This window comes from Streptomyces bathyalis (genome assembly GCF_015910445.1).
Lineage (GTDB): Bacteria > Actinomycetota > Actinomycetes > Streptomycetales > Streptomycetaceae > Streptomyces > Streptomyces bathyalis.
This window is the reverse complement of sequence record NZ_CP048882.1, coordinates 7,271,048-7,288,516: the sequence shown is the minus strand read 5'-3', so window position 1 is coordinate 7,288,516 and position 17,469 is coordinate 7,271,048. Positions and strand designations below refer to the sequence as shown.

The following is a 17,469-nucleotide window of genomic DNA, read 5'->3' as shown; positions in this document are numbered from 1 at the left end:
CGCTCGGGGGCGTATGGTCACCCGCCCGCGTACAACTGACGGGGTACGGCCCGGCCCCGGCTCATCGCCGCCCGGCACCTCCGCGACAGCCTGCCCGGACCGGCGATGCCGGCTCAGCCTGTGCGGTAGAGGGCGGTGAGCATCTCGATGGCGGCCTGTGTTGCGGGGTGCGGATCGCCCCGCCACCAGGTGAGACGTACGGCGATGGGTTCGGCGTCGCGGACGGGCCGGTAGACGATGCCGGGCCGCTGGTACTGGTTGGCGGTGGACTCCGCCGTGACCCCGACACTGCGGCCGGCGGCGATCACGGTGAGCCAGTCGTCGACGTCGTGCGTCTCCTTCGTCGCCGGCCCGGATTCCGGTGGCCACAGCTCGGGCGTGGTGGTGCCCGTCCGGCGGTCGATCAGCATGGTGTGTCCGCTGATGTCGGAGAGCCGGAGTGAGCGGCGTGTGGCCAGGGGGTCGTCGGCGGCCATGGCGCAGTAGCGGCGTTCCAGCCCGACGATGGCCGAGTCGAAGCGACGGTCGTCCACCGGTCGGCGTATCACGGCGAGGTCGCACGTCCCTTCCGCCAGTCCGGCGGTGGCCGTGTTGGCGCGGACGAGTTGCAGGTCGGTCTCCGGGTGCTGGGCGGCCCAGCGGCGCTGGAAGGCGGTCGTGTGCCGGCCGAGTGCCGACCAGGCGTAGCCGATCCGCAGGTGCGCGTCCCCGGAGGTGGCCGTCCGGTACAGGTCATCCATGTCGGCGAGGACGCGCCGTGCCTGTGCCACCACACGCAACCCGGTGCCGGTGGGGGTGACTTCGCGGGAGGTCCGGCGCAACAGCCGCACACCGAGGGCTCGTTCGAGCGAGGCCAGCGTGCGGGAGGCCGCTGCTTGGGAGATCCCGAGGGCGATGGCGGCATCGGTGAAGGTGCCCTCATCGACGATCGCGACGAGGCAGCGCAGCTGCCGCAGATCGGCATCCATGACTTCAGCGTATAGGTGGGTCTCCAGATGCATTTTGAGCAAGCAGCGGGACGGCGCACGATCGGCGCATGCAAGCAGCGCCAGAGCGGTCAGCGGTACCCGGTCATGGAAGGACGCCGTCGTCTGGGGCCTCCAGGCCGGACCGGAACGCAGGCGTGGTCGCGATGGTCGGCAGCGGTGTGTCCAACCAGGTCGGCGCGGCCATCGGGTCCCTTGCCTTCCCGGTCATCGGGCCCGCGGGCGTCGTAGCGGTACGTCAGTACGTCGCCGCGATCGCCCTGATGTCCCTGTCTCGCCCGCGTCTGAGCGTCTTCACCTGGCGCCAGTGGTGGCCCGTACTGCTGCTGGGCCTGGCGTTCGGGTCGATGAACCTGTCCCTGTACAGCGCCATCGACCACATCGGCCTCGGGCTGGCGGTGACTCTCGAATTCCTCGGTCCGCTCAGCATCGCCCTGGCTGCTTCGCGCCGCCGGATCGACGCATGCTGCGCGCTCATCGCCGCTGCCGGTGTCGTCACCTTGATGCGTCCGCAGCCCTCCACCGATTACCTGGGGATGGGGCTGGGATTGCTGGCGGCCGTCTGCTGGGCGTCCTACATCCTGCTCAACCGCACCGTCGGCCGGCGCGTACCCGGAGCACAAGGGTCGGCAGCCGCCGCTGCGCTCTCGGGCCTGGTCTTCCTCCCCGTCGGTATCATCCTGGTCCTGCGGCAGCCGCCGACCACGGGCGCCGTCAGCTACGCCGTCGCCGCCGGCGTGCTCTCCTCAGCCGTGCCGTACCTCGCGGACCTCTTCAGCTTGCGCCGCGTACCGGCCCAGGCGTTCGGGCTCTTCATGAGCATCAACCCCGTGCTCGCCGCCGTGACGGGCTGGATCGTCCTCGGACAGCAGCTCGGGTGGAGCGAGAGCGCCGGCATCGGCGCCATCGTCGCGGCCAACACGCTCAGCATCGTCACCTCGCGCAGGTGACCGGGTCTGCTCCCAGGCTGCCTGGGCGCTGAGGGTCACATCGGGCTTGAGCATGGTGCCGTCGAATTCCCCGACGGGGCGGCCTTCTGCGCCGATTCGCTGGATCCGGTCGGGGTCGGCCGGGGCTCCGAGGCCCAGCGCCACCATCTCGGCGTGCCCGTCGGAGTGCGGTCGTCGTCATGTTCCTCTCCCCCACCGCCGACCCGCTGGTCGCGTGGTCGTTGTGGCTGCTGCTGATCATTGCTGCCGTGGCGTTCCGCCCAACGCGCCGTCCAGCACTGAGATGGATCGCCGGCCAACCGCCGACAGCAACTGCCGGGGCGGGCTCGCCGCCTCGGGAGCAGGGAGAAGCACGGGCCCGGTGAGCGGCCAGCCCGACTGCCTGGCGCCGGTCCTCAACTCAGCGGCAGCGCCGCGTTGCCCGTTCCGGCGCCACCGTCCACGCTCAGGGACGCTCCAGTGATCCAGCCCGCGTCGGGGCCGCACAGGAACGCCACCGCCCCGGCGACGTCCTCGGGCGTGCCCGCGCGGGGCCAGGGCTGTCCACCGCGGATGGAGCGCACGTAGTCGGCACCGAGCGGATTGACCTCGCTGCTCACTTCGATGAATCCGGGCGAGACCGCGTTGACGCTGATCTCGTGCTGGGCCATCTCCAGCGCGAATGCCTTCGTCAGCATGTCCAGGCCGGCCTTCGAGACGCAGTAGTGTGCGGCGCCACGGCGCGCCCTGGTGGACGCCCCGGAGCTGATGTTGACGATGTGACCGCCGCGCCCTTCCTCGACGAGCCGCTGCGCGAAGGAACGGGAGAGCGAGAAGACGGCGGAGAGGTTGACGTCCAGCACTGTGTCCCAGGAGTCGTCCGCCATGTCGAGAAGGGGCGTGCTGGGGTACAGCCCGGCGGCATTGACCAGGATGTCCAGCCCTGACCACACCTCACGGGCGGCGTCGACGAAGCCCGGCAGGGACTCCCTGTCCCTGAGGTCCACGGCGAGCGGCGCCACCTCCTCGGGCGGTCCCAACTGTGCAGCCACGTCCGCCAGTCGGTCCTGGCGCTGATCAGCGAGGACGACGCGAGCGCCATCGCGGTGCAACCGCCGTGCGATCGCGGCGCCGATGCCACCGGCCGCGCCGGTGACCAGGGCTCGGGGGCTCTCCACCACCGCTGGTCCCGTCATCGTTCAGTCCTCGCCTCTCCGCACACGTCCGGCGTCGCCGCCGGCCCCTGTGTCAGCTCCGTCGAATGTGTACGAGGCGTCGAAGCGTCCCCTCAACGCCGCGTAGTCGTCGCGGACTTGTGCCGCGGTGCGGTCCTGTCGCCCCCGGCCGTCCTCGTCAGTCCGGCCGGCGGCGTCCATGATGCGGCGCGCCTCCGCGGCACCGTCGACCAGCAGGTCGACCACGCACCAGGCGAGCAGGACGGCCGGTTCGAGGGCTGCCGTGACGTGGTCGGTGACCTGGTAGTCGGGGCTGTGCGCGTCACCTACCGCTCCGGCCGTGAACGGGTGTAGTACGGGCATCACTTCGCCCAGGTCGCCCATGTCGGTCGAGGCGCCGCGGTGCCAGCCCCTGACGACCTTCTCCGGCCCGAACAAGGTCTCCGCGTTCGCCCGGCACAGTTCCACCAGCTCCGGATCCTGGTGGTGCGGAAGGTAGTTGAGGGTGGTCTCGGTCGTGGCCGTCGTCCCCAGCGCGACCGCTCCGGCGCGCACCGCGCGGTCCACTGCCGCGCATGCCTCCCGCAGGGCGCCGACCGTGCGGGCTCGGATGACGACCTCCATCTCCACGCGGTCGGGCACGGCGGTCGGCGCCGAACCACCCTGCGGCAGCACCGCGTTGACGCGTACCGCGTCCTCGTCACGGAAGGTGTCGCGCTGCGCGTCGATCGCGGCGAGCGCGAGGGTCGCCGACTTGAGCGCGTTCACGCCACGCCACGGGGACGCACCGGCGTGGCTGGCCCGCCCCTGGAAGAGGACCTGCTTGACCACCGAGCCGTTGTGGCTGTCGCCCACGGACAGACGTGGAGCACCCTCGCCCGCCGTGTGGCAGAGCATCGCCATGTCGATGTCGTCGAAGGCGCCGCGCGCGATGAGGTCGGCCTTGCCGACGAGGTGGCGGAGTTCACCGGCCCGTACGAGCTCGCGCCGCCATGCCAGTTCCGTGCTCTCCTCGGCGGGTACGGCGAAGAAGACCACGTCGCCGTCGAGTTGCTCCTGTACCGCGGCGAGACCGGCCGCCGCGCCCACCATCGAGGCGATCTGGGCGTGGTGGCCGCAGGCGTGCGCCGCGCCGGTGCCGGGATCGGCGAGCGGGTGGGACGGCAGCAGCAGCGCGTCGAGTTCGCCCAGGACCGCGACGGTCGGTCCGCTGCCGCCACCGGTCATGCGCGCCTTGACCCCGGTACGGGACAGCCCGCGCTCGAAGGGCAGCTCCATGCCGGTGAACCAGTCGGCCACAAGCGCCGCGCTCCGCTCCTCCCTGAACCCGGTCTCCGGGTGACGCTGCACGTCCGCGCTGATCTCCAGGACGCGGTCACGGGAGCGTTCGACGGCTTCGCGCACCGCACGCTTGACCTCGGTGACCTGCCCGGCGGTGCTCAACCCGGCTCCCCGGCAACGCTATTGGAGGGCGCACCGAGATGCCGTCCGAGTCCGCGGCGGAAGCTCTCCGTCGTCTGCGGAGTGATGAGTGCGCCGATGACGGCCAGTCCCGCGCCGAAGACCAGGAAGGAGAAGGCGACTTCGAAGGAGAAGTGCTCGGCGAGGAACCCCATCACGAACGGGGAGACCGCGCCGGCCAGCTGGCCGCCGAAGTTGACCATGCCGCCGCCCACGCCCGCGTATTCGGCAGGCAGCATGCGCAGTGGAAGCCCGAAGATCTGCATGTACGCGAGGTACATCACCAACGTGCCGGCCGTCTCCCAGAGGATGAACTCCGCGGCGGTCTCCGCCCGCACCATGAAGATCAGCAGCACTGCCGTGATCAGCATGACGGGGATGACGACCCTGCGATGGTTCCCGCGCAGGTAGCGGTCGAACACCCAGCCTCCGAGCACCATGCTGACGGCCGCGGCGAACCACGGGATTCCCGCGAGCACGCCCGCACCGGTCAGGGACACGCCCTTGCTCTCACGAAGGAACGTCGGCACCCAGGAGACGAGCCCCCAGCCGATGATGTTGAAGCCGCAGAACATCAGCGTGAAGCGCCACATCACCGACGAGCGCAGCAGCCGCAACGCGTCCCGCACGGGCACCTGCACCGGAGCCGCCGCCTCCGCGGGCGGGGCGTCGCCGTCCGTCCCCGTCTCCTCGTCCTTCCTGGTGAGGGCGGGCGGCAGGCCCTTCCACAGGACGAAGACCATCCCGGCGCCCAGCACCGCCACGGCGAAGAACGCGCCGCGCCAGCCGAACGCCGCCACCAGGGGTGCGGCGACCATCGGGGCGATCGCGGCCCCGAACGGGTTCGAGGCGGACATGGCTCCGTTCGCGGTCAACCGCTGCCTGCGCGTGGTGCGTTCACTGATCGCCTTGATCGACGCCGCGGGGAAGATGCCCTGCAGGACACCGAAGAGACCGCGCAACGCCAGCATCGAGCCGAGCCCGCGAGCCAGCCCGCAGGCCGCCGTGAACACGCTCCATCCGGCGGCCGCCACCAGCATGGTGCGCTTGGCGCCCCAGCTGTCCGCCAGGATTCCGCCGGGTATCTGGAAGAGCGCGTACGTGATGAAGAACGCGGTGAGCACCAGGCCCTGTTCGGTCTCGCCGAGGGAGAACTCGTCGCCGATCTCCGGCAGCGCGACGGTGATGACCAGACGGTCGATGTAGTCGACCAGCCAGGCGAGGAACAGCACGACGACGGTCACCTGGGCCACTCTCGACGCGGGCGGGCGCCGGGCCGTGCCGGTCGTCCTTCCCGTGTCAGCGGCATCACGGAAGTTGTCGGCGCCCTTCGTGTTCTCCGTCTCCAGTTCCATCCTTCGCCTCCATGCAGCGCGTCGGGAGACCACCACCCGGCGTGGGCACCGGATGATGCAGAGCAGTCTGCAAACCCGGCGCACCGAGCGGCTTGTGGAGGGCGACGAGGTTATGACCGTTCAGTCATGCTGAACTCCAAGGGCGAAGAGCTGGATGCCCGCGCTCAGCCGCTCGTGCGGATCGGCCAGGTCCAGGCCGGTCAACTCACGTACCCGGCCGAGCCGGTAGCGGAGCGTGTTCGCGTGGACGTTGAGCGCGCGGGCCGCCGTCGCGGTGTCCCCGAAGGCGTCAAGGTAGACGGCAAGGGTCGCGGTGTAGTCGGTGCCCCGTCTGCGGTCGTGTGCGCGAAGACGCGCGACCGGGCCCGCCTGAAGACGTTCGTCGGCGGCCACCGTCTCACTCAGCACGATGAGGTTGGCCGTACCGCGCACGTCGTCGTACGAGGCGCAGCGCACACCCCTTTGGCCACGCCGCTTCAGCGCCCGCACCACCAGCTCTGCTTCCGTATGGGACGCGGGCAGCTCACCGATGTGAGGGACGCTCGGGCCCATGCCCACCAGTAGCTCGACGCCCACCGATTCGGCCACGGACGCGGCCATCCCCGACGCGGCCCTTGCGATCCCTTCCGGATCGGCGGCATCGACCAGGGCGATGAGGACGCGGTCCGGTCCCGTCGTGGCCACCGCGCGCCAGCGGTATCCGGCGAGGTGACGCAGCGACTCCTCGCGTACGCGGTGGGCCACGGCCGGGCCTCCCGCCGGCGCGCTGATCCCGCCGCCTCCGGCCGCGGGATCAGCGAACTCCGCGACGATGACGGCCGCGGGCGCATCGGGCGGGATCCCCAGGTGCGCGCCCGCCGTCCGCGGATCGACCTCTCCGAGGAGCAGCCGGCCCACCAGTTCCTCGCTCATCCGGTGCCGGGCCAGCTCCTCCTGGTCGAGGCCGAGCAGACGGACCGCAACCACCGGCGCGCTCTCCGCGAGGAGCGACGCGGCGTTCCCGGCGAGCGGTCCGCCGCTCTCCGCGACCCAGATCGAACCCAGGTTCTCCTTGCCTGCCCGTACGGCCACGGCCAGCCTGCGGCCCGCGCCGAGTTCGGGGACGGCGTCCACCTCGACCACGCCCTCGTCCGACCAGAGCCTGTGGTAGACGCCCATCTGTGCCAGCTTGCTGCGGTAGCCGGGCGGACCGTGCTGCTCCAGCACTGCCGCCCTGCGCATGTCGTCGTCGCCCTCGGTCAGCCGTGAGGCAGCGAGCAGCTCCTGTCCGGGGGTGAAGATCATGACCGAGCCGTGCACGAGTCCCGCGAGGGTGTTGGCCAGGCTCGACAGGTCGTGCTGGCGGGAGAGCACGCCTACATGTCCGTGCCGTGGCGTGGCAGCGAGGGCGAGTAGCGCCCGCAGCCTGCCGATCACCTCGGCCCACTCCAGCTCGGCCGACAGCCCCAGCAGCGCCACGCCGTGACCGTCGGCGAGGGCTGCCGCGCCCGGCGGAGGTCCGCCGCGGTTCCTGACGAGGACAGCGCGCGCTCCGTCGGACGCGGCGGCGGCGAGCAGTTCCGCGAGGTCCCGCCGACCGTCGACACCGGTACCACCCGGAGCCCCGGGGCCGCCGGCAGCGACGGTGCCGATGGCCAGCAACAGGTCGGCGTTGTGCGGGCGTTCGTCGTCCCGCTCGCGGACGGCGATGTCCGAGACGGGCACCTCCAGGCCGTGCGGAGCGGCCCAGACCTCGACACTGTCCGGGCCGAGGGACTCGACGACGGTCGCCAGTGTCACGGGTGTCGCACGCCCGGCATCTGTGTGCCCCGGATCTGTCTGCCCGCGCTCTCCGTGGCTGCCCGCCGTGGGCTTGTGCTCCGCCATGATGGATCAGCTCCAAAGCTTGGTGGCTGGCACAGACTGTCGCACGGCAGCGGCCGGGGATGCTGGTCGGCGACCACGGGACGTACGCACGTCCGGTCCGGCCCCGGTACCACCGGCGAACGCGGCAAAGGAGTCTCGCTGTGCCAGCCTCGTCCCTGCCTGATCCGCAGGACCTCCTGGAGAAACTCACAGCGGACAGGCCCGCCATGCTCGACGACCTGGACGGACTGGTCTCCGCCGAGTCGCCCTCCTCCGACCCCGTTGCGCTGCGCGCCTGCCGGTCCGTCCTGGAGGACATCGGCACGCGACTGCTCGGCAAGCGGCCCACGGTGCTCCCCGGCGCCGACAGCCCGGGAGGAGACGGAACCCCGGGCGGCCTCCTGTGGCGGCTCGGCCCGGCCGGACGCCCGCCGGTGCTGCTCGTCGGACACCTCGACACGGTCTGGCCTCTGGGGACGCTGCGCCACCGTCCCTTCGACGTACGGGAGTCGCGGGCGACGGGCCCCGGCGTCTTCGACATGAAGGCGGGGCTGGTCCAGGGGCTGCACGCGCTGGCAGCGCTGCATGCCACGACGGGCGCGTATCCGTCCGTGGCCTTCCTCGTCACCACGGACGAAGAGGTCGGATCACCACTGGGCGGCCCCGTCGTCACCCAGTGGGCAGAGGAATCGCGCGCCGCGCTCGTACTGGAGGGGGCGGCCGACGGCGGAGCGCTCAAACACGCGCGGAAGGGCTGGTCCTTCTACGACATCTCCGTCGCGGGACGGGCCGCCCACGCCGGCCTCGATCCACATCAGGGCCGCAATGCCCTCGTGGACCTCGCCGGTCTCGTCGTCCGCCTCGACCGATTGGCGTCCGCCGACGGGGAGACGACGGTGACACCCACGATGGCCGCCGCCGGAACCACGCAGAACACCGTTCCGGACCGCGCTCACGTGACGATCGACGTACGGGCCCCGGACTCGGCGGCGCAGCGGGGACTGGACGCGGCGTTGCGCCAACTGGTGGCCGAGACCGCCGAGTTGCCGTACGAGATCAGCGGCGGGATCAACCGGCCGCCGCTCGAGGAGGCCCATGCACGCGAAGTCCTGGGTCTCGCACATGCTGCCTTCGACCGCCTAGGGCTGCGCTGGCCAGGGTCGGCACGGGTCGGAGGGGTCTCCGACGGCAATCTGTGCGCCGCGGCCGGCACTCCGACACTGGACGGACTCGGCGCCGTGGGCGGCGGCGCGCACGCCGATCACGAGTGGACCGACATCGCCCGCATGCCGGAACGGGCCGCGCTCGTCGGCCAGTTGACCGCCGACCTCGACAGCAGGCCCAGGCCCGCCTGACCGAAACGAGGAATCCGTTCCGCTCCCTGCCGGGTTCCGCACGGCAGGCAAGGGGCCTCGTGTCCGCTCAGGACCTCCACGCCAGTGCCAGGTCGACCGCCGTCCAGGCAAGCGCGGTCGCACCATCGGTGAGAGTCCGCTCGGCGACCTCGCCGATGCAATGATCGGCGAACTCCTTCTGATGGTTGAGCACTGGAAAGCAGTCGAGACCGATGTAGGGGTGAATGGCGGGGACGACCTGCGAGACGTTGCCCATGTCCGTCGACGCGCGGCACATCTGCGTCTCGGGCCCCCCGGTGGCAAGTTGGCGCCCCAACTCGACGGCGTTCTGCTCGTACAACTTCAACGCCGGCTCATGGGTGCGGAAGTCGGAGTACGGCTGCGATTCCGGCTCGATCTCCAATTGGCACCCGGTGGCCAAAGCCCCCGCCTCGAAGCAGCGGCGCACCTTCTCCTCGGTTTCGGCCAGTTCGTCCATGTCCTTCGCACGCACATACCAACGTCCTGCCGTCGTCTGCGGGATGGCGTTCGGGGCCTCCCCGCCTGAGGTGACGATGCCGTGCACACGGACGCTCGCCGGCAACTGCTGGCGCAGCAGCCCGATCGCGACCTGCGCGATCGTGAACGCGTCCGCCGCGTTCCGTCCATGGGCCGGATAGGCCGCCGCGTGCGCGGCCTTGCCCGTGTAGCGGATCGCCGAGTGCGACACGGCGAAGGGGACGGCGCGGGCGACGTCGACCGGAGCCGGGTGGGCCATCATCGCGAAGTCGAGGCCCTCGAACGCGCCGCGGCCGAGCATCTCGATCTTCCCGCCGCCGCCCTCCTCGGCAGGGGTACCGAAGACCTCGACAGTGATTCCGAGTTCGTCGGCTCGCCGGGCCAGCGCGATCGCCGCACCCACCGACATCGCCGAGATGAGGTTGTGCCCGCACGCATGCCCGATGCCCGGCAGGGCGTCGTACTCGGCCATGAAGCCGATTCGCTTCGTACCCGCTCCGGACCGGGCGTGAAAGGCGGTCGGCAGCCCGACGAAGTTCTCCGTGACCTCGAAGCCATTGCGGTGCAGGACCGCGGCCACTTTCCTGGCGGACTCGATCTCCTTCCACGCCGTCTCGGGGTTGCGGTACAGGCTCTCGGACAGCGCGATCAGTTCACCGCGGACGCTCTCGACGTCTCCCTGGACGCGCTTCTTCGCCTCACTCATCGCCGGGCACCCCGTACGCCGGGGCCGTGCTGGGGTCGATGCCGCGCGTCACGTAGTCCCGGCACTGCGGCAGCCACATCTCCAGCAGCGCCTCCAGATCGGAGATCGGAGTCTCGCTCCAGTCGACGCGGAGGTCGGTCTCGCGCCACCCGGCATCGCGAACGACCGCGAGTCCGGCCGAGTGGAGATCGCCGGCTTCGCCACCGGCAGCCAGACCGGACTTCAGCGCTGTGAGCAGTCGCCGCTCCAACTCTCCGGCGGTGGACTCGAAACCCTTCAGGACGGCGTCGACGACACCCGTACTGTCGAGCAGATTGCCCGCGGCCACCGCATGCTCCGACGTTCGCGAGTGGTGCACCCCGAGGGTCCGCCCGCCGGAATGGACTGCCGGAGCGCCCTGAACCCCGATGACGGCGACCTGGCGGTAGTCCATCGTGTCATCGTGCTCGCGGAGCCTTGCCAGAGCCTCGTCCGCCGCGTCCCCCTCGGCGAGCCTGTCGAGGAGCCAGTCACCGAACCGGGGGTCGGTGATGTTCTGGGAGGCCACGACTCCCACACCACAGCGAAGGTGAAGGCAGCGCGCAGCCACGCAGGGAGAGGACGACGTGACCGCCATTCCGAAGGCGCCTGAGTCGTCCCTGGCCAGGATGGAGAACGTCATGCGCGCTCCCCGAGTACGGCCGTGGCGTCGATCTCGACGAGCCACTCGGGACGGGCGAGCGCCTGGACGACAATGCCGGTCGAGACCGGGAAGACACCCTTGAGCCAACGCCCCATCACGCGGTACACGGTCTCGCGGTAGCGGACGTCCGTGAGGTAGACGACGACCTTGACGATGTCCTGGAGCTCACCGCCGGCCTCTTCCAGAAGCATGGCGATGTTGGACATCGCCTTCTCCGCCTGGGCCTCGACGTCGCCGATGCCCACGCTCTCGCGGGTCTCCAGATCCTGCCCGATCTGACCCCGCAGATATACGACGCCACCGGCGACGACGGCCTGGCACAGATCGTTGTCGAGGTTCTGCTCGGGGTAGGTGTCCTTGGTGTTGAAGGTACGGATCCTGGTGTGCTTCATGAGCGTTCCCCGATCTCTTGGGAGCTCCCGGGCCGAACTGCAAGGCGCTGAGCGGCCGTTCGAGACCTCTGAATTGAAGCCGGCGGGCAGGTGGGTGGCGTGGCTGACGGGTGACCGAGGGGCCGCCCGGAGGTGACGCAGCGGGCGGCTCCGGCTACACGGTCGCCGCCGCCCCCGCGGAGTTGTAGGCGCGGTAGGACCGGCGGATCATGATGTGGTCGGCGAGGAAACCCGCGTCGTGCCAGACACCCCAGATGAAGCTCGATCCGCGCCGTGACTGCCACGGCAGGCCGAGGAAGAAGACGCCAGGCTCGGACGAGATGCCACGACGGTGCTGCGGTCGCCCCTTCTCGTCGAACGCGTCGACCTTCAGCCAGCTGTAGTCCTGTGTGAAGCCTGTGGCCCAGACGATCGAGGTCACGCCCGCCTCGGCGAGGTCGAGTTCGAGCAGGGGGTCCGTCACGCACTCCGGATCGGGCTGAAGGTGGTGGGCCCCTGGCTCCTCCGGCAGGTCGAGTCCGTTGCGTTCGATGTAGGCGTCGGCCTCCTGGAGCAGTGACAGGTAGTTGGCGTCACCCTGGGCGATGTTCTGCTTGAGGTCCGGAGCGAACCGGATCTTCCCGTCCTCGTAGGACTCGGCCGTCCCGACCAGCGTGATGCCGTCCGCGGCGAGGTTGCGGAAGTCGACGGTGTGACCGCCGCGGGCGCCGCTGACGGCGATGGTGACGTGCTCGGCGCCCTGGGGCGGCGTTGCCGCCTCCCACTTGTTGAGGACGCCGAGCCACCAGACGAAGTCACGGCCTCGGTAGCGTCGCGGGGGCCGGTCGTGCGGGCTGACCGCGAGGTAGACCTCGCGGCCCGACCCTCTGAGTTCGTCGGCGATCTGCACCCCGGAGGACCCGGCCCCGATCACGAGGACGGCCCCTTCCGGCAGCTGCCGCGGGTTGCAGTAAGCGCTCGAGTGGATCTGATGGATGCGGGCAGCGTCAGGTACGACGGCCGGGATCACCGGCTTCTGGAAGGGACCCGTTGCGGCAACCACGTAGCGGGCGTCGATGGTGCCCTCCGACGTCGCCGCGCGGAATCCGGGCTCGCCGATGTTCTTGGTCACGGAGATCACCTCGACCCCGGTGCGGATCGGAGCGTTGATCTTCTCCGCGTACTCCGCCAGATAGGCAGCCACCTCTTCCTTCGTGGGGAAGGCGTCGGGTGCGCACGGGAATTCCAGGTTCGGGAAACGGTCATGCCACGCAGGGCCGTTGGCCACGAGCGAGTCCCAACGGGACGTCCGCCACCGCTCGGCGACTCGGTCGCGCTCCAGGACGATGTGCGGGACGCCGTGGTTACCGAGGTGCTCGCTCATCGCGATCCCGGCCTGGCCCCCGCCCACGACGAGAACTTCCGTCGCTGTGCTCGACATCCGTACGTACCTCCACTCGATATCAGCTGTTGCACCGCCAGTTGGCGACTCGTCCGGGCAGGACTGGACTCACTTTGTCTTGCCACCGGCGAAGGCATCGGCGAGGTGGGGTGAGGAACGTCTGCCGTTCCGGCCTGTCGGCGATACCGGTGTCGAGACGCTCAGGAACTCGACGGGTTCTGCTTCATCGCACAGCACTTGCTCGGCTTCCTTGTCTCCACGACATTGCCCCCGGTGGGTGTTCACCAAGGTACGGAGAAGCGGTGTGGTCAGCCAGAATGGATTTCCGTAGGTCCCTTCGGTTATCTCAATACCTCGGGCCTGAGGAGACGCACGGCCATCTCGATGAAAGTCGCGACCCGTTTGCTGGGCATGCGATCGCCCGGCGTGACCGCGACGACATCCAATCCCTCGTGTTTGACCGTGAGTTCCTTGGCCACGTACGGCAGGCCCTCGTAACTGACCGTCGTCTTCGGCCGCTGACTCAGCAGCGAATATCCCGCACCCCTTGCGACCAGGCAGCGCACGAGCTCGGAATTGGGCGTGCGGAACCGGATGTTGGGCGTCACGCCCTCCGCATCGAAGACGGAGAGGAAGTACTGCCCGCCCGGTTCGAGGTCGAAGAGGATATAGGGCTCGTCCGCCAGTTCACGCAATGCCACGGTGTCCGCCTGGGCAAGGCTGTGCTCAGGATGCAGCAGGACGTAGGGCGGCACGGCCGTCAGCTTGGTGGCGGTGTGGCCGAGGTCCGTCAAATGGTTCCGGAATCGGTACGCGTACATGACGGCCACGTCGCTCCTGCCCTGTTCCATCTGTTCCAGGAGCGCGTGCTGCGACCCTTCCGAGAAATTCACGTCCACGGCCGGGTAATGGAGCATGAACTCGGTGACGATGGCGGGAAGCAGGAGGGGCGCGATCGTCGAATAGCAACCGATGTGAAGTTCCCCTGCCAACTCCCCGCTCAGACCGGCCACGCGGCGCTCCAGGCTCGAGACCTCCCGCAGCAGGCGCCGGGCCTCGGCGAGGACCATCTGGCCGTCACGGGTGAGCGAGAGTCCCCGGGCGTGCCGCACGAACAGGTTGATCTTGAGGACGCGCTCGAGGTCGGCGATCGCGGAGGACACCGTCGACTGCGAGAGATGGAGTGCCTGCGCCGCGGCAGTTACCGTCCCGTGCTCAGCGACTGCGACCAGGTAGTCGAGCTGTCGCAGGGTCACGTTGATCATGAGCACTCCCGTCCGCCACGGTGCACCGACAGCGGCCCGGCCTGTCGGCCGCCTGCATCGCTGCTGCTCAGCGTACGGGTGCAGAAGGGCGGCCTCCTGCGGAGACATCGGACTCATGGAGGAGGTCGGTGCCCTTGGTCTCCGGGATCGTCAGGACCGTCAGCAGGCCCACGATGCCGACGACGATGAGGGTGTACGCCGGGATCATCGGGTCATCCGTTGCCGAGATGAGCCACGTGTTGATGTACGGCAGGGTGCCGGCGAAGGCGGCACCGGCAATCGCGTAGGCCATGGACAGACCGCTCTGCCGGGTGCGGGTGGGGAAGAGCTCGGCGACGGTCGCGGAGTGCGTGCCCAGGATGATCGCCAGAATGGCGGCAAGGCCGGCGGTCGCCGCGAAGGCAGCGGACTCGGAGCCTTGGCGCATGAGGAGGAACAGGGGCACGGCACCCACGATGAGCAGCCCGGCAGCGCCAAGGAGGACCGGCCGGCGCCCCACGCGGTCGGAGGCGATGCCGGAGAGCGGGATGAGGGCGATGGCGACCAGTGACGCGGCCGTCGAGAGCAGAGCGGCCTGATCCGGGTGCAGCCCCACGATCTCCTCCTGGTAGGTGAGGAGGTAGACCAGCACCACGTAGAACGTGCAGTTCATGAAGGTCTCGATACCGATGGTCTGGAAGAACTGCTTGCGGTTGTTCTTGAAAACCTCGGTGACGGGCGACGCCGGGATGGTGTCGAGCTCTTCCAGAGCGCGGTACTCCGGGGTGTCCTCGACCTTCAGCCGGATGTAGAGGCCGACGAGGGCCAGGGGAACCGTCAGGAGGAAGGGAATACGCCAGCCGCCGTCGATGATCGCCTCTTCGCTCAACGTCGCGTGGAGCGCCCACACGACGAATGACGCGAGCAGGAAGCCGAGTACGGAACCGACCTCGATGGATGAGGTCCCCAGACCACGGCGCTTCGCCGGGGAGTACTCCGCGAGAAAGGCAGCGGCCGAACCGAACTCACCACCGGCGGCGAGACCCTGAATGATCCGGGCGACGACGAGAAGTATCGGCGCCGTCACACCGATCGTGTCGTAGCCCGGAATCAGACCGAGCAGCAGAGTTCCGGCAGCCATGGAAATGATGACCATGGAGAGGGTCTTCTTGCGTCCGAAGCGATCACCAAGGTGGCCGAAGATGACCGATCCGAGGGGCCGGACAAAGAACGCGATGGCGAAAACGGCGAAAACGGAGAGAAGGCTGGCCGTGCCGTCCTGGTTGGGGAAGAAGATGTCCGCCACCGTGGTGGCCATATAGGCGTAGACCGCCCAGTCGAACCAGTGGACGAGGACGCCGATCGACCCGGCGATGACACTCCGTCGTAGACCTTTTTGCGTTGTCCGGTCATCCGCAATCGTGGTTGCCATCGATGCTCCTACATCAGCGGGGAATCTCCCAGTAGCCGGGGTGCGCAGCAGCGTAGGTGGCCATCTCGGTCCCAACCAGAGGAAAAAATCGATGGTCCCCACGGTCCCGTCGATGCCTTTTCCAGCAGCCGCTCCAAGAAGTCGGGCGCGTGCGGCCGATGGAGACCCCGTCGGTGAGGTCGAGGCTTGCTGCCGAACGAGTTCGCAAGGGGTCCGGTCCGCGAGGGGCGGGGCGGTGGGTCCCGCGGGGCCGCGATCGCAGTTGTAGGCCTGCTGTTCCGAGCTCCGTAGCGAACAGGCTGACGTCGTCGATGACTTGACCTCACAGAGGCGCGAGATCACCTCAGAGGGAACCGTGGGAACTCTGCGACGTCGAGGCGGTGGTGGCGCGGCAATGGAGCCTTCAGCGCCGTCGCTGGAGAGGCGTTCGGGACCGTCTGCACCGCTGCCCGGCCCGTGCCAGTAGCATGAGCCCCTTTAAAGGTCCGTACCAATACGAGGAGGGTCATGCTGGGCTCGATGCACCCACTGAGGCGTCGATCGGTCCTGCGGAACGGCGTGCTGGGGATCGCCTCCCTGGGACTGCTCAAGCCGGGAACACTTCACGCCGGTCAGCAGGGACGGAAGAAGGGAGCGCCGCGCAAGCGGCTGGCGGTCATCGGTGCGGGCGCATCGGGCATCGCCTCCGCCTACTTCTGCGATTCGGCGTGGCAGGTCGACCTCTTCGAGTCGCGCGACAAGATCGGCGGACACGCCGACACTGTCTCCGTCACCGAAGGGGACAGGAGCTACGCCGTCGACATCGGGGCCGAGTTCTTCCACCCCAACACCCACCCGCTGTACTGGTCGTTCCTCGCCGAGATCGGCGCGCGTACCGACGACCCCGCGACGAGCAAGGTGATCGAGGGCCCGGCAAGCCTCACGATCTTCGACGCCGGCACGGGCAAGGCCCGCTTCGGCTCGGACCACGCCCTGGACGACCTCCCCGCAGCGCTGCGCTTCCTCACCTTCACCGGAGAAGCACGGAAGATGACCGAGCCCGATGCCCCATGGGAGACCCCGATGGGCGAGTGGCTCGACGGGCTGGACATCGACGACGACTACAAGCGCGACATCCTCACACCCTGGCTGTCCTCACTGACCTGCGGCGACACCGAACTCGTACGCACCCAGTCGGCCCGGGCCCACCTGTCGTCGTTCGCGAAGACCTTCCCCGAGACCATCTTCGAGCCCGTCCACACCTACAACTCCACGGTGGGCCTGGAGGGTTATCTGCGGATGCTCCTCGACACCTGTGAGAACACGAACGTTCTCACGCGTGCCGCAGTGGAGCGCCTGGAGGAGCGGTCCGGGACCTGGCACGTCCGCACCGCCTCCGGCCGCCACGGCCCGTACGACGCCGTCGTCGTCAGCGCCCCGCCGCCCGTCTCCAAGAACTTCTTCACCGACCTCCCCGGCCTGGGGCACATCGCCGAGTACCTCGGCGCGCACGAGTACCACCCCACGCGCCTCGTCATCCATCGCGACCCGCACTACATGCCCGCCGACAAGGGCTACTGGTCCGTCCAGAACGCCGCCGCGGACGGCCGGCACTGTGAGACCTCGATCTGGATCGGCGCCTACCACGGCACCCAGGACCTTGCGTCCAGACCCAGCATCTTCAAGAGCTGGGCCGCGCACCGCGCCACCGATCCCGCCGAAGTCCTCGCCGAACGCCGCTTCCGGCACCCCTTGTCCACCCCCCGCAGTCTGCGCGCGGCACGCGACATGATGGCCCACCAGGGCGAGCGGAACCTCTACTTCGCAGGGAGCTTCACCACGATCACGGACCTGCAGGAGAGCGCCCTGTACTCCGGACTGAAGGTCGCCGAGAGCCTCAACCCCGACGGAGCGCGGCTCACTTCCTTCAAGCAGCGCCTCGCAGATGACGACCTGCTCGACACCTCGTACGACATTCCCTGACCGCCGTCTCCGGCCCCCGCCGCGTGAACCCGGGAACCCGCGCCGGCGAACCGCAGTGACTGGAGC

Annotated in this window: 14 protein-coding genes; 3 read left to right on the top strand and 11 right to left on the bottom strand. The window is 69.3% G+C overall.

Annotated features, from left to right (window positions below; genetic code table 11):
• Positions 1-113: 113 nt before the first annotated feature.
• On the bottom strand, positions 114-968 hold the full coding sequence (locus G4Z16_RS31725; RefSeq protein ID WP_197353996.1) for a LysR family transcriptional regulator: 855 nt from the start codon (positions 966-968) through the stop codon (positions 114-116).
• A gap of 155 nt (positions 969-1,123) precedes the next feature.
• Here G4Z16_RS31725 and G4Z16_RS31720 point away from each other — a divergent pair, with 155 nt between their 5' ends.
• Positions 1,124-1,936 (top strand): EamA family transporter, encoded by an 813-nt coding sequence (locus G4Z16_RS31720; RefSeq protein ID WP_425508138.1) that lies wholly within the window; start codon positions 1,124-1,126, stop codon positions 1,934-1,936.
• 395 nt (positions 1,937-2,331) lie between these two features.
• Here G4Z16_RS31720 and G4Z16_RS31715 read toward each other — a convergent pair whose 3' ends face one another.
• From G4Z16_RS31715 to G4Z16_RS31700, 4 genes are all read right to left on the bottom strand, one after another.
• Complete coding sequence (locus G4Z16_RS31715; protein WP_197353994.1) at positions 2,332-3,111, bottom strand: SDR family NAD(P)-dependent oxidoreductase; 780 nt, start codon at positions 3,109-3,111, stop codon at positions 2,332-2,334.
• Positions 3,112-3,114: 3 nt separating this feature from the next.
• Positions 3,115-4,533 (bottom strand): amidohydrolase, encoded by a 1,419-nt coding sequence (locus G4Z16_RS31710; protein ID WP_197353993.1) that lies wholly within the window; start codon positions 4,531-4,533, stop codon positions 3,115-3,117.
• Positions 4,530-5,906, bottom strand: a complete 1,377-nt coding sequence (locus G4Z16_RS31705; protein ID WP_197353992.1) for an MFS transporter — start codon at positions 5,904-5,906, stop codon at positions 4,530-4,532. The genes G4Z16_RS31710 and G4Z16_RS31705 overlap by 4 nt, the downstream gene beginning before the upstream one ends.
• Positions 5,907-6,026: 120 nt before the next feature.
• On the bottom strand, positions 6,027-7,772 hold the full coding sequence (locus G4Z16_RS31700) for a PucR family transcriptional regulator (protein ID WP_197353991.1): 1,746 nt from the start codon (positions 7,770-7,772) through the stop codon (positions 6,027-6,029).
• 140 nt (positions 7,773-7,912) lie between these two features.
• On the opposite strand from G4Z16_RS31700, the gene G4Z16_RS31695 reads away from it, so the two are divergent.
• Positions 7,913-9,106: a M20/M25/M40 family metallo-hydrolase gene (locus G4Z16_RS31695; protein WP_246531175.1), complete on the top strand. Its 1,194-nt coding sequence runs from the start codon at positions 7,913-7,915 to the stop codon at positions 9,104-9,106.
• A gap of 67 nt (positions 9,107-9,173) precedes the next feature.
• Here G4Z16_RS31695 and G4Z16_RS31690 read toward each other — a convergent pair whose 3' ends face one another.
• The 6 genes from G4Z16_RS31690 to G4Z16_RS31665 form a co-directional block, all read right to left on the bottom strand.
• A complete protein-coding gene (locus G4Z16_RS31690) occupies positions 9,174-10,310 on the bottom strand; it encodes a M20 family metallopeptidase (protein WP_197353990.1) in 1,137 nt (378 codons plus the stop codon).
• Positions 10,303-10,971 (bottom strand): DUF1028 domain-containing protein, encoded by a 669-nt coding sequence (locus G4Z16_RS31685; RefSeq protein WP_197353989.1) that lies wholly within the window; start codon positions 10,969-10,971, stop codon positions 10,303-10,305. The genes G4Z16_RS31690 and G4Z16_RS31685 overlap by 8 nt, the downstream gene beginning before the upstream one ends.
• The gene (locus tag G4Z16_RS31680; protein ID WP_197353988.1) at positions 10,968-11,384 is read right to left on the bottom strand and encodes a RidA family protein; all 417 of its coding nucleotides are present in this window, start codon (positions 11,382-11,384) and stop codon (positions 10,968-10,970) included. Before G4Z16_RS31680 ends, G4Z16_RS31685 begins: the two co-directional genes overlap by 4 nt.
• A gap of 154 nt (positions 11,385-11,538) precedes the next feature.
• A complete protein-coding gene (locus G4Z16_RS31675; RefSeq protein WP_197353987.1) occupies positions 11,539-12,804 on the bottom strand; it encodes a flavin-containing monooxygenase in 1,266 nt (421 codons plus the stop codon).
• Between the two features lie 302 nt (positions 12,805-13,106).
• Positions 13,107-14,030: a LysR family transcriptional regulator gene (locus tag G4Z16_RS31670; RefSeq protein ID WP_197353986.1), complete on the bottom strand. Its 924-nt coding sequence runs from the start codon at positions 14,028-14,030 to the stop codon at positions 13,107-13,109.
• Between the two features lie 67 nt (positions 14,031-14,097).
• Complete coding sequence (locus G4Z16_RS31665) at positions 14,098-15,441, bottom strand: MFS transporter (RefSeq protein WP_197353985.1); 1,344 nt, start codon at positions 15,439-15,441, stop codon at positions 14,098-14,100.
• Positions 15,442-15,948: 507 nt separating this feature from the next.
• Here G4Z16_RS31665 and G4Z16_RS31660 point away from each other — a divergent pair.
• Positions 15,949-17,403, top strand: a complete 1,455-nt coding sequence (locus G4Z16_RS31660) for an FAD-dependent oxidoreductase (RefSeq protein WP_197353984.1) — start codon at positions 15,949-15,951, stop codon at positions 17,401-17,403.
• Positions 17,404-17,469 lie beyond the last annotated feature (66 nt).

What these genes read in the sequence shown, in the direction of transcription:
- G4Z16_RS31725 (WP_197353996.1), bottom strand. Translation starts at nt 968, where the DNA reads ATGGATGCCGATCTGCGGCAGCTGCGCTGCCTCGTCGCGATCGTCGAT.
- G4Z16_RS31660 (WP_197353984.1), top strand. Translation starts at nt 15,949, where the DNA reads ATGCTGGGCTCGATGCACCCACTGAGGCGTCGATCGGTCCTGCGGAAC.
- G4Z16_RS31700 (WP_197353991.1), bottom strand. Translation starts at nt 7,772, where the DNA reads ATGGCGGAGCACAAGCCCACGGCGGGCAGCCACGGAGAGCGCGGGCAG.
- G4Z16_RS31675 (WP_197353987.1), bottom strand. Translation starts at nt 12,804, where the DNA reads ATGTCGAGCACAGCGACGGAAGTTCTCGTCGTGGGCGGGGGCCAGGCC.
- G4Z16_RS31690 (WP_197353990.1), bottom strand. Translation starts at nt 10,310, where the DNA reads ATGAGTGAGGCGAAGAAGCGCGTCCAGGGAGACGTCGAGAGCGTCCGC.
- G4Z16_RS31715 (WP_197353994.1), bottom strand. Translation starts at nt 3,111, where the DNA reads ATGACGGGACCAGCGGTGGTGGAGAGCCCCCGAGCCCTGGTCACCGGC.
- G4Z16_RS31680 (WP_197353988.1), bottom strand. Translation starts at nt 11,384, where the DNA reads ATGAAGCACACCAGGATCCGTACCTTCAACACCAAGGACACCTACCCC.
- G4Z16_RS31670 (WP_197353986.1), bottom strand. Translation starts at nt 14,030, where the DNA reads ATGATCAACGTGACCCTGCGACAGCTCGACTACCTGGTCGCAGTCGCT.
- G4Z16_RS31685 (WP_197353989.1), bottom strand. Translation starts at nt 10,971, where the DNA reads ATGACGTTCTCCATCCTGGCCAGGGACGACTCAGGCGCCTTCGGAATG.
- G4Z16_RS31705 (WP_197353992.1), bottom strand. Translation starts at nt 5,906, where the DNA reads ATGGAACTGGAGACGGAGAACACGAAGGGCGCCGACAACTTCCGTGAT.
- G4Z16_RS31665 (WP_197353985.1), bottom strand. Translation starts at nt 15,441, where the DNA reads ATGGCAACCACGATTGCGGATGACCGGACAACGCAAAAAGGTCTACGA.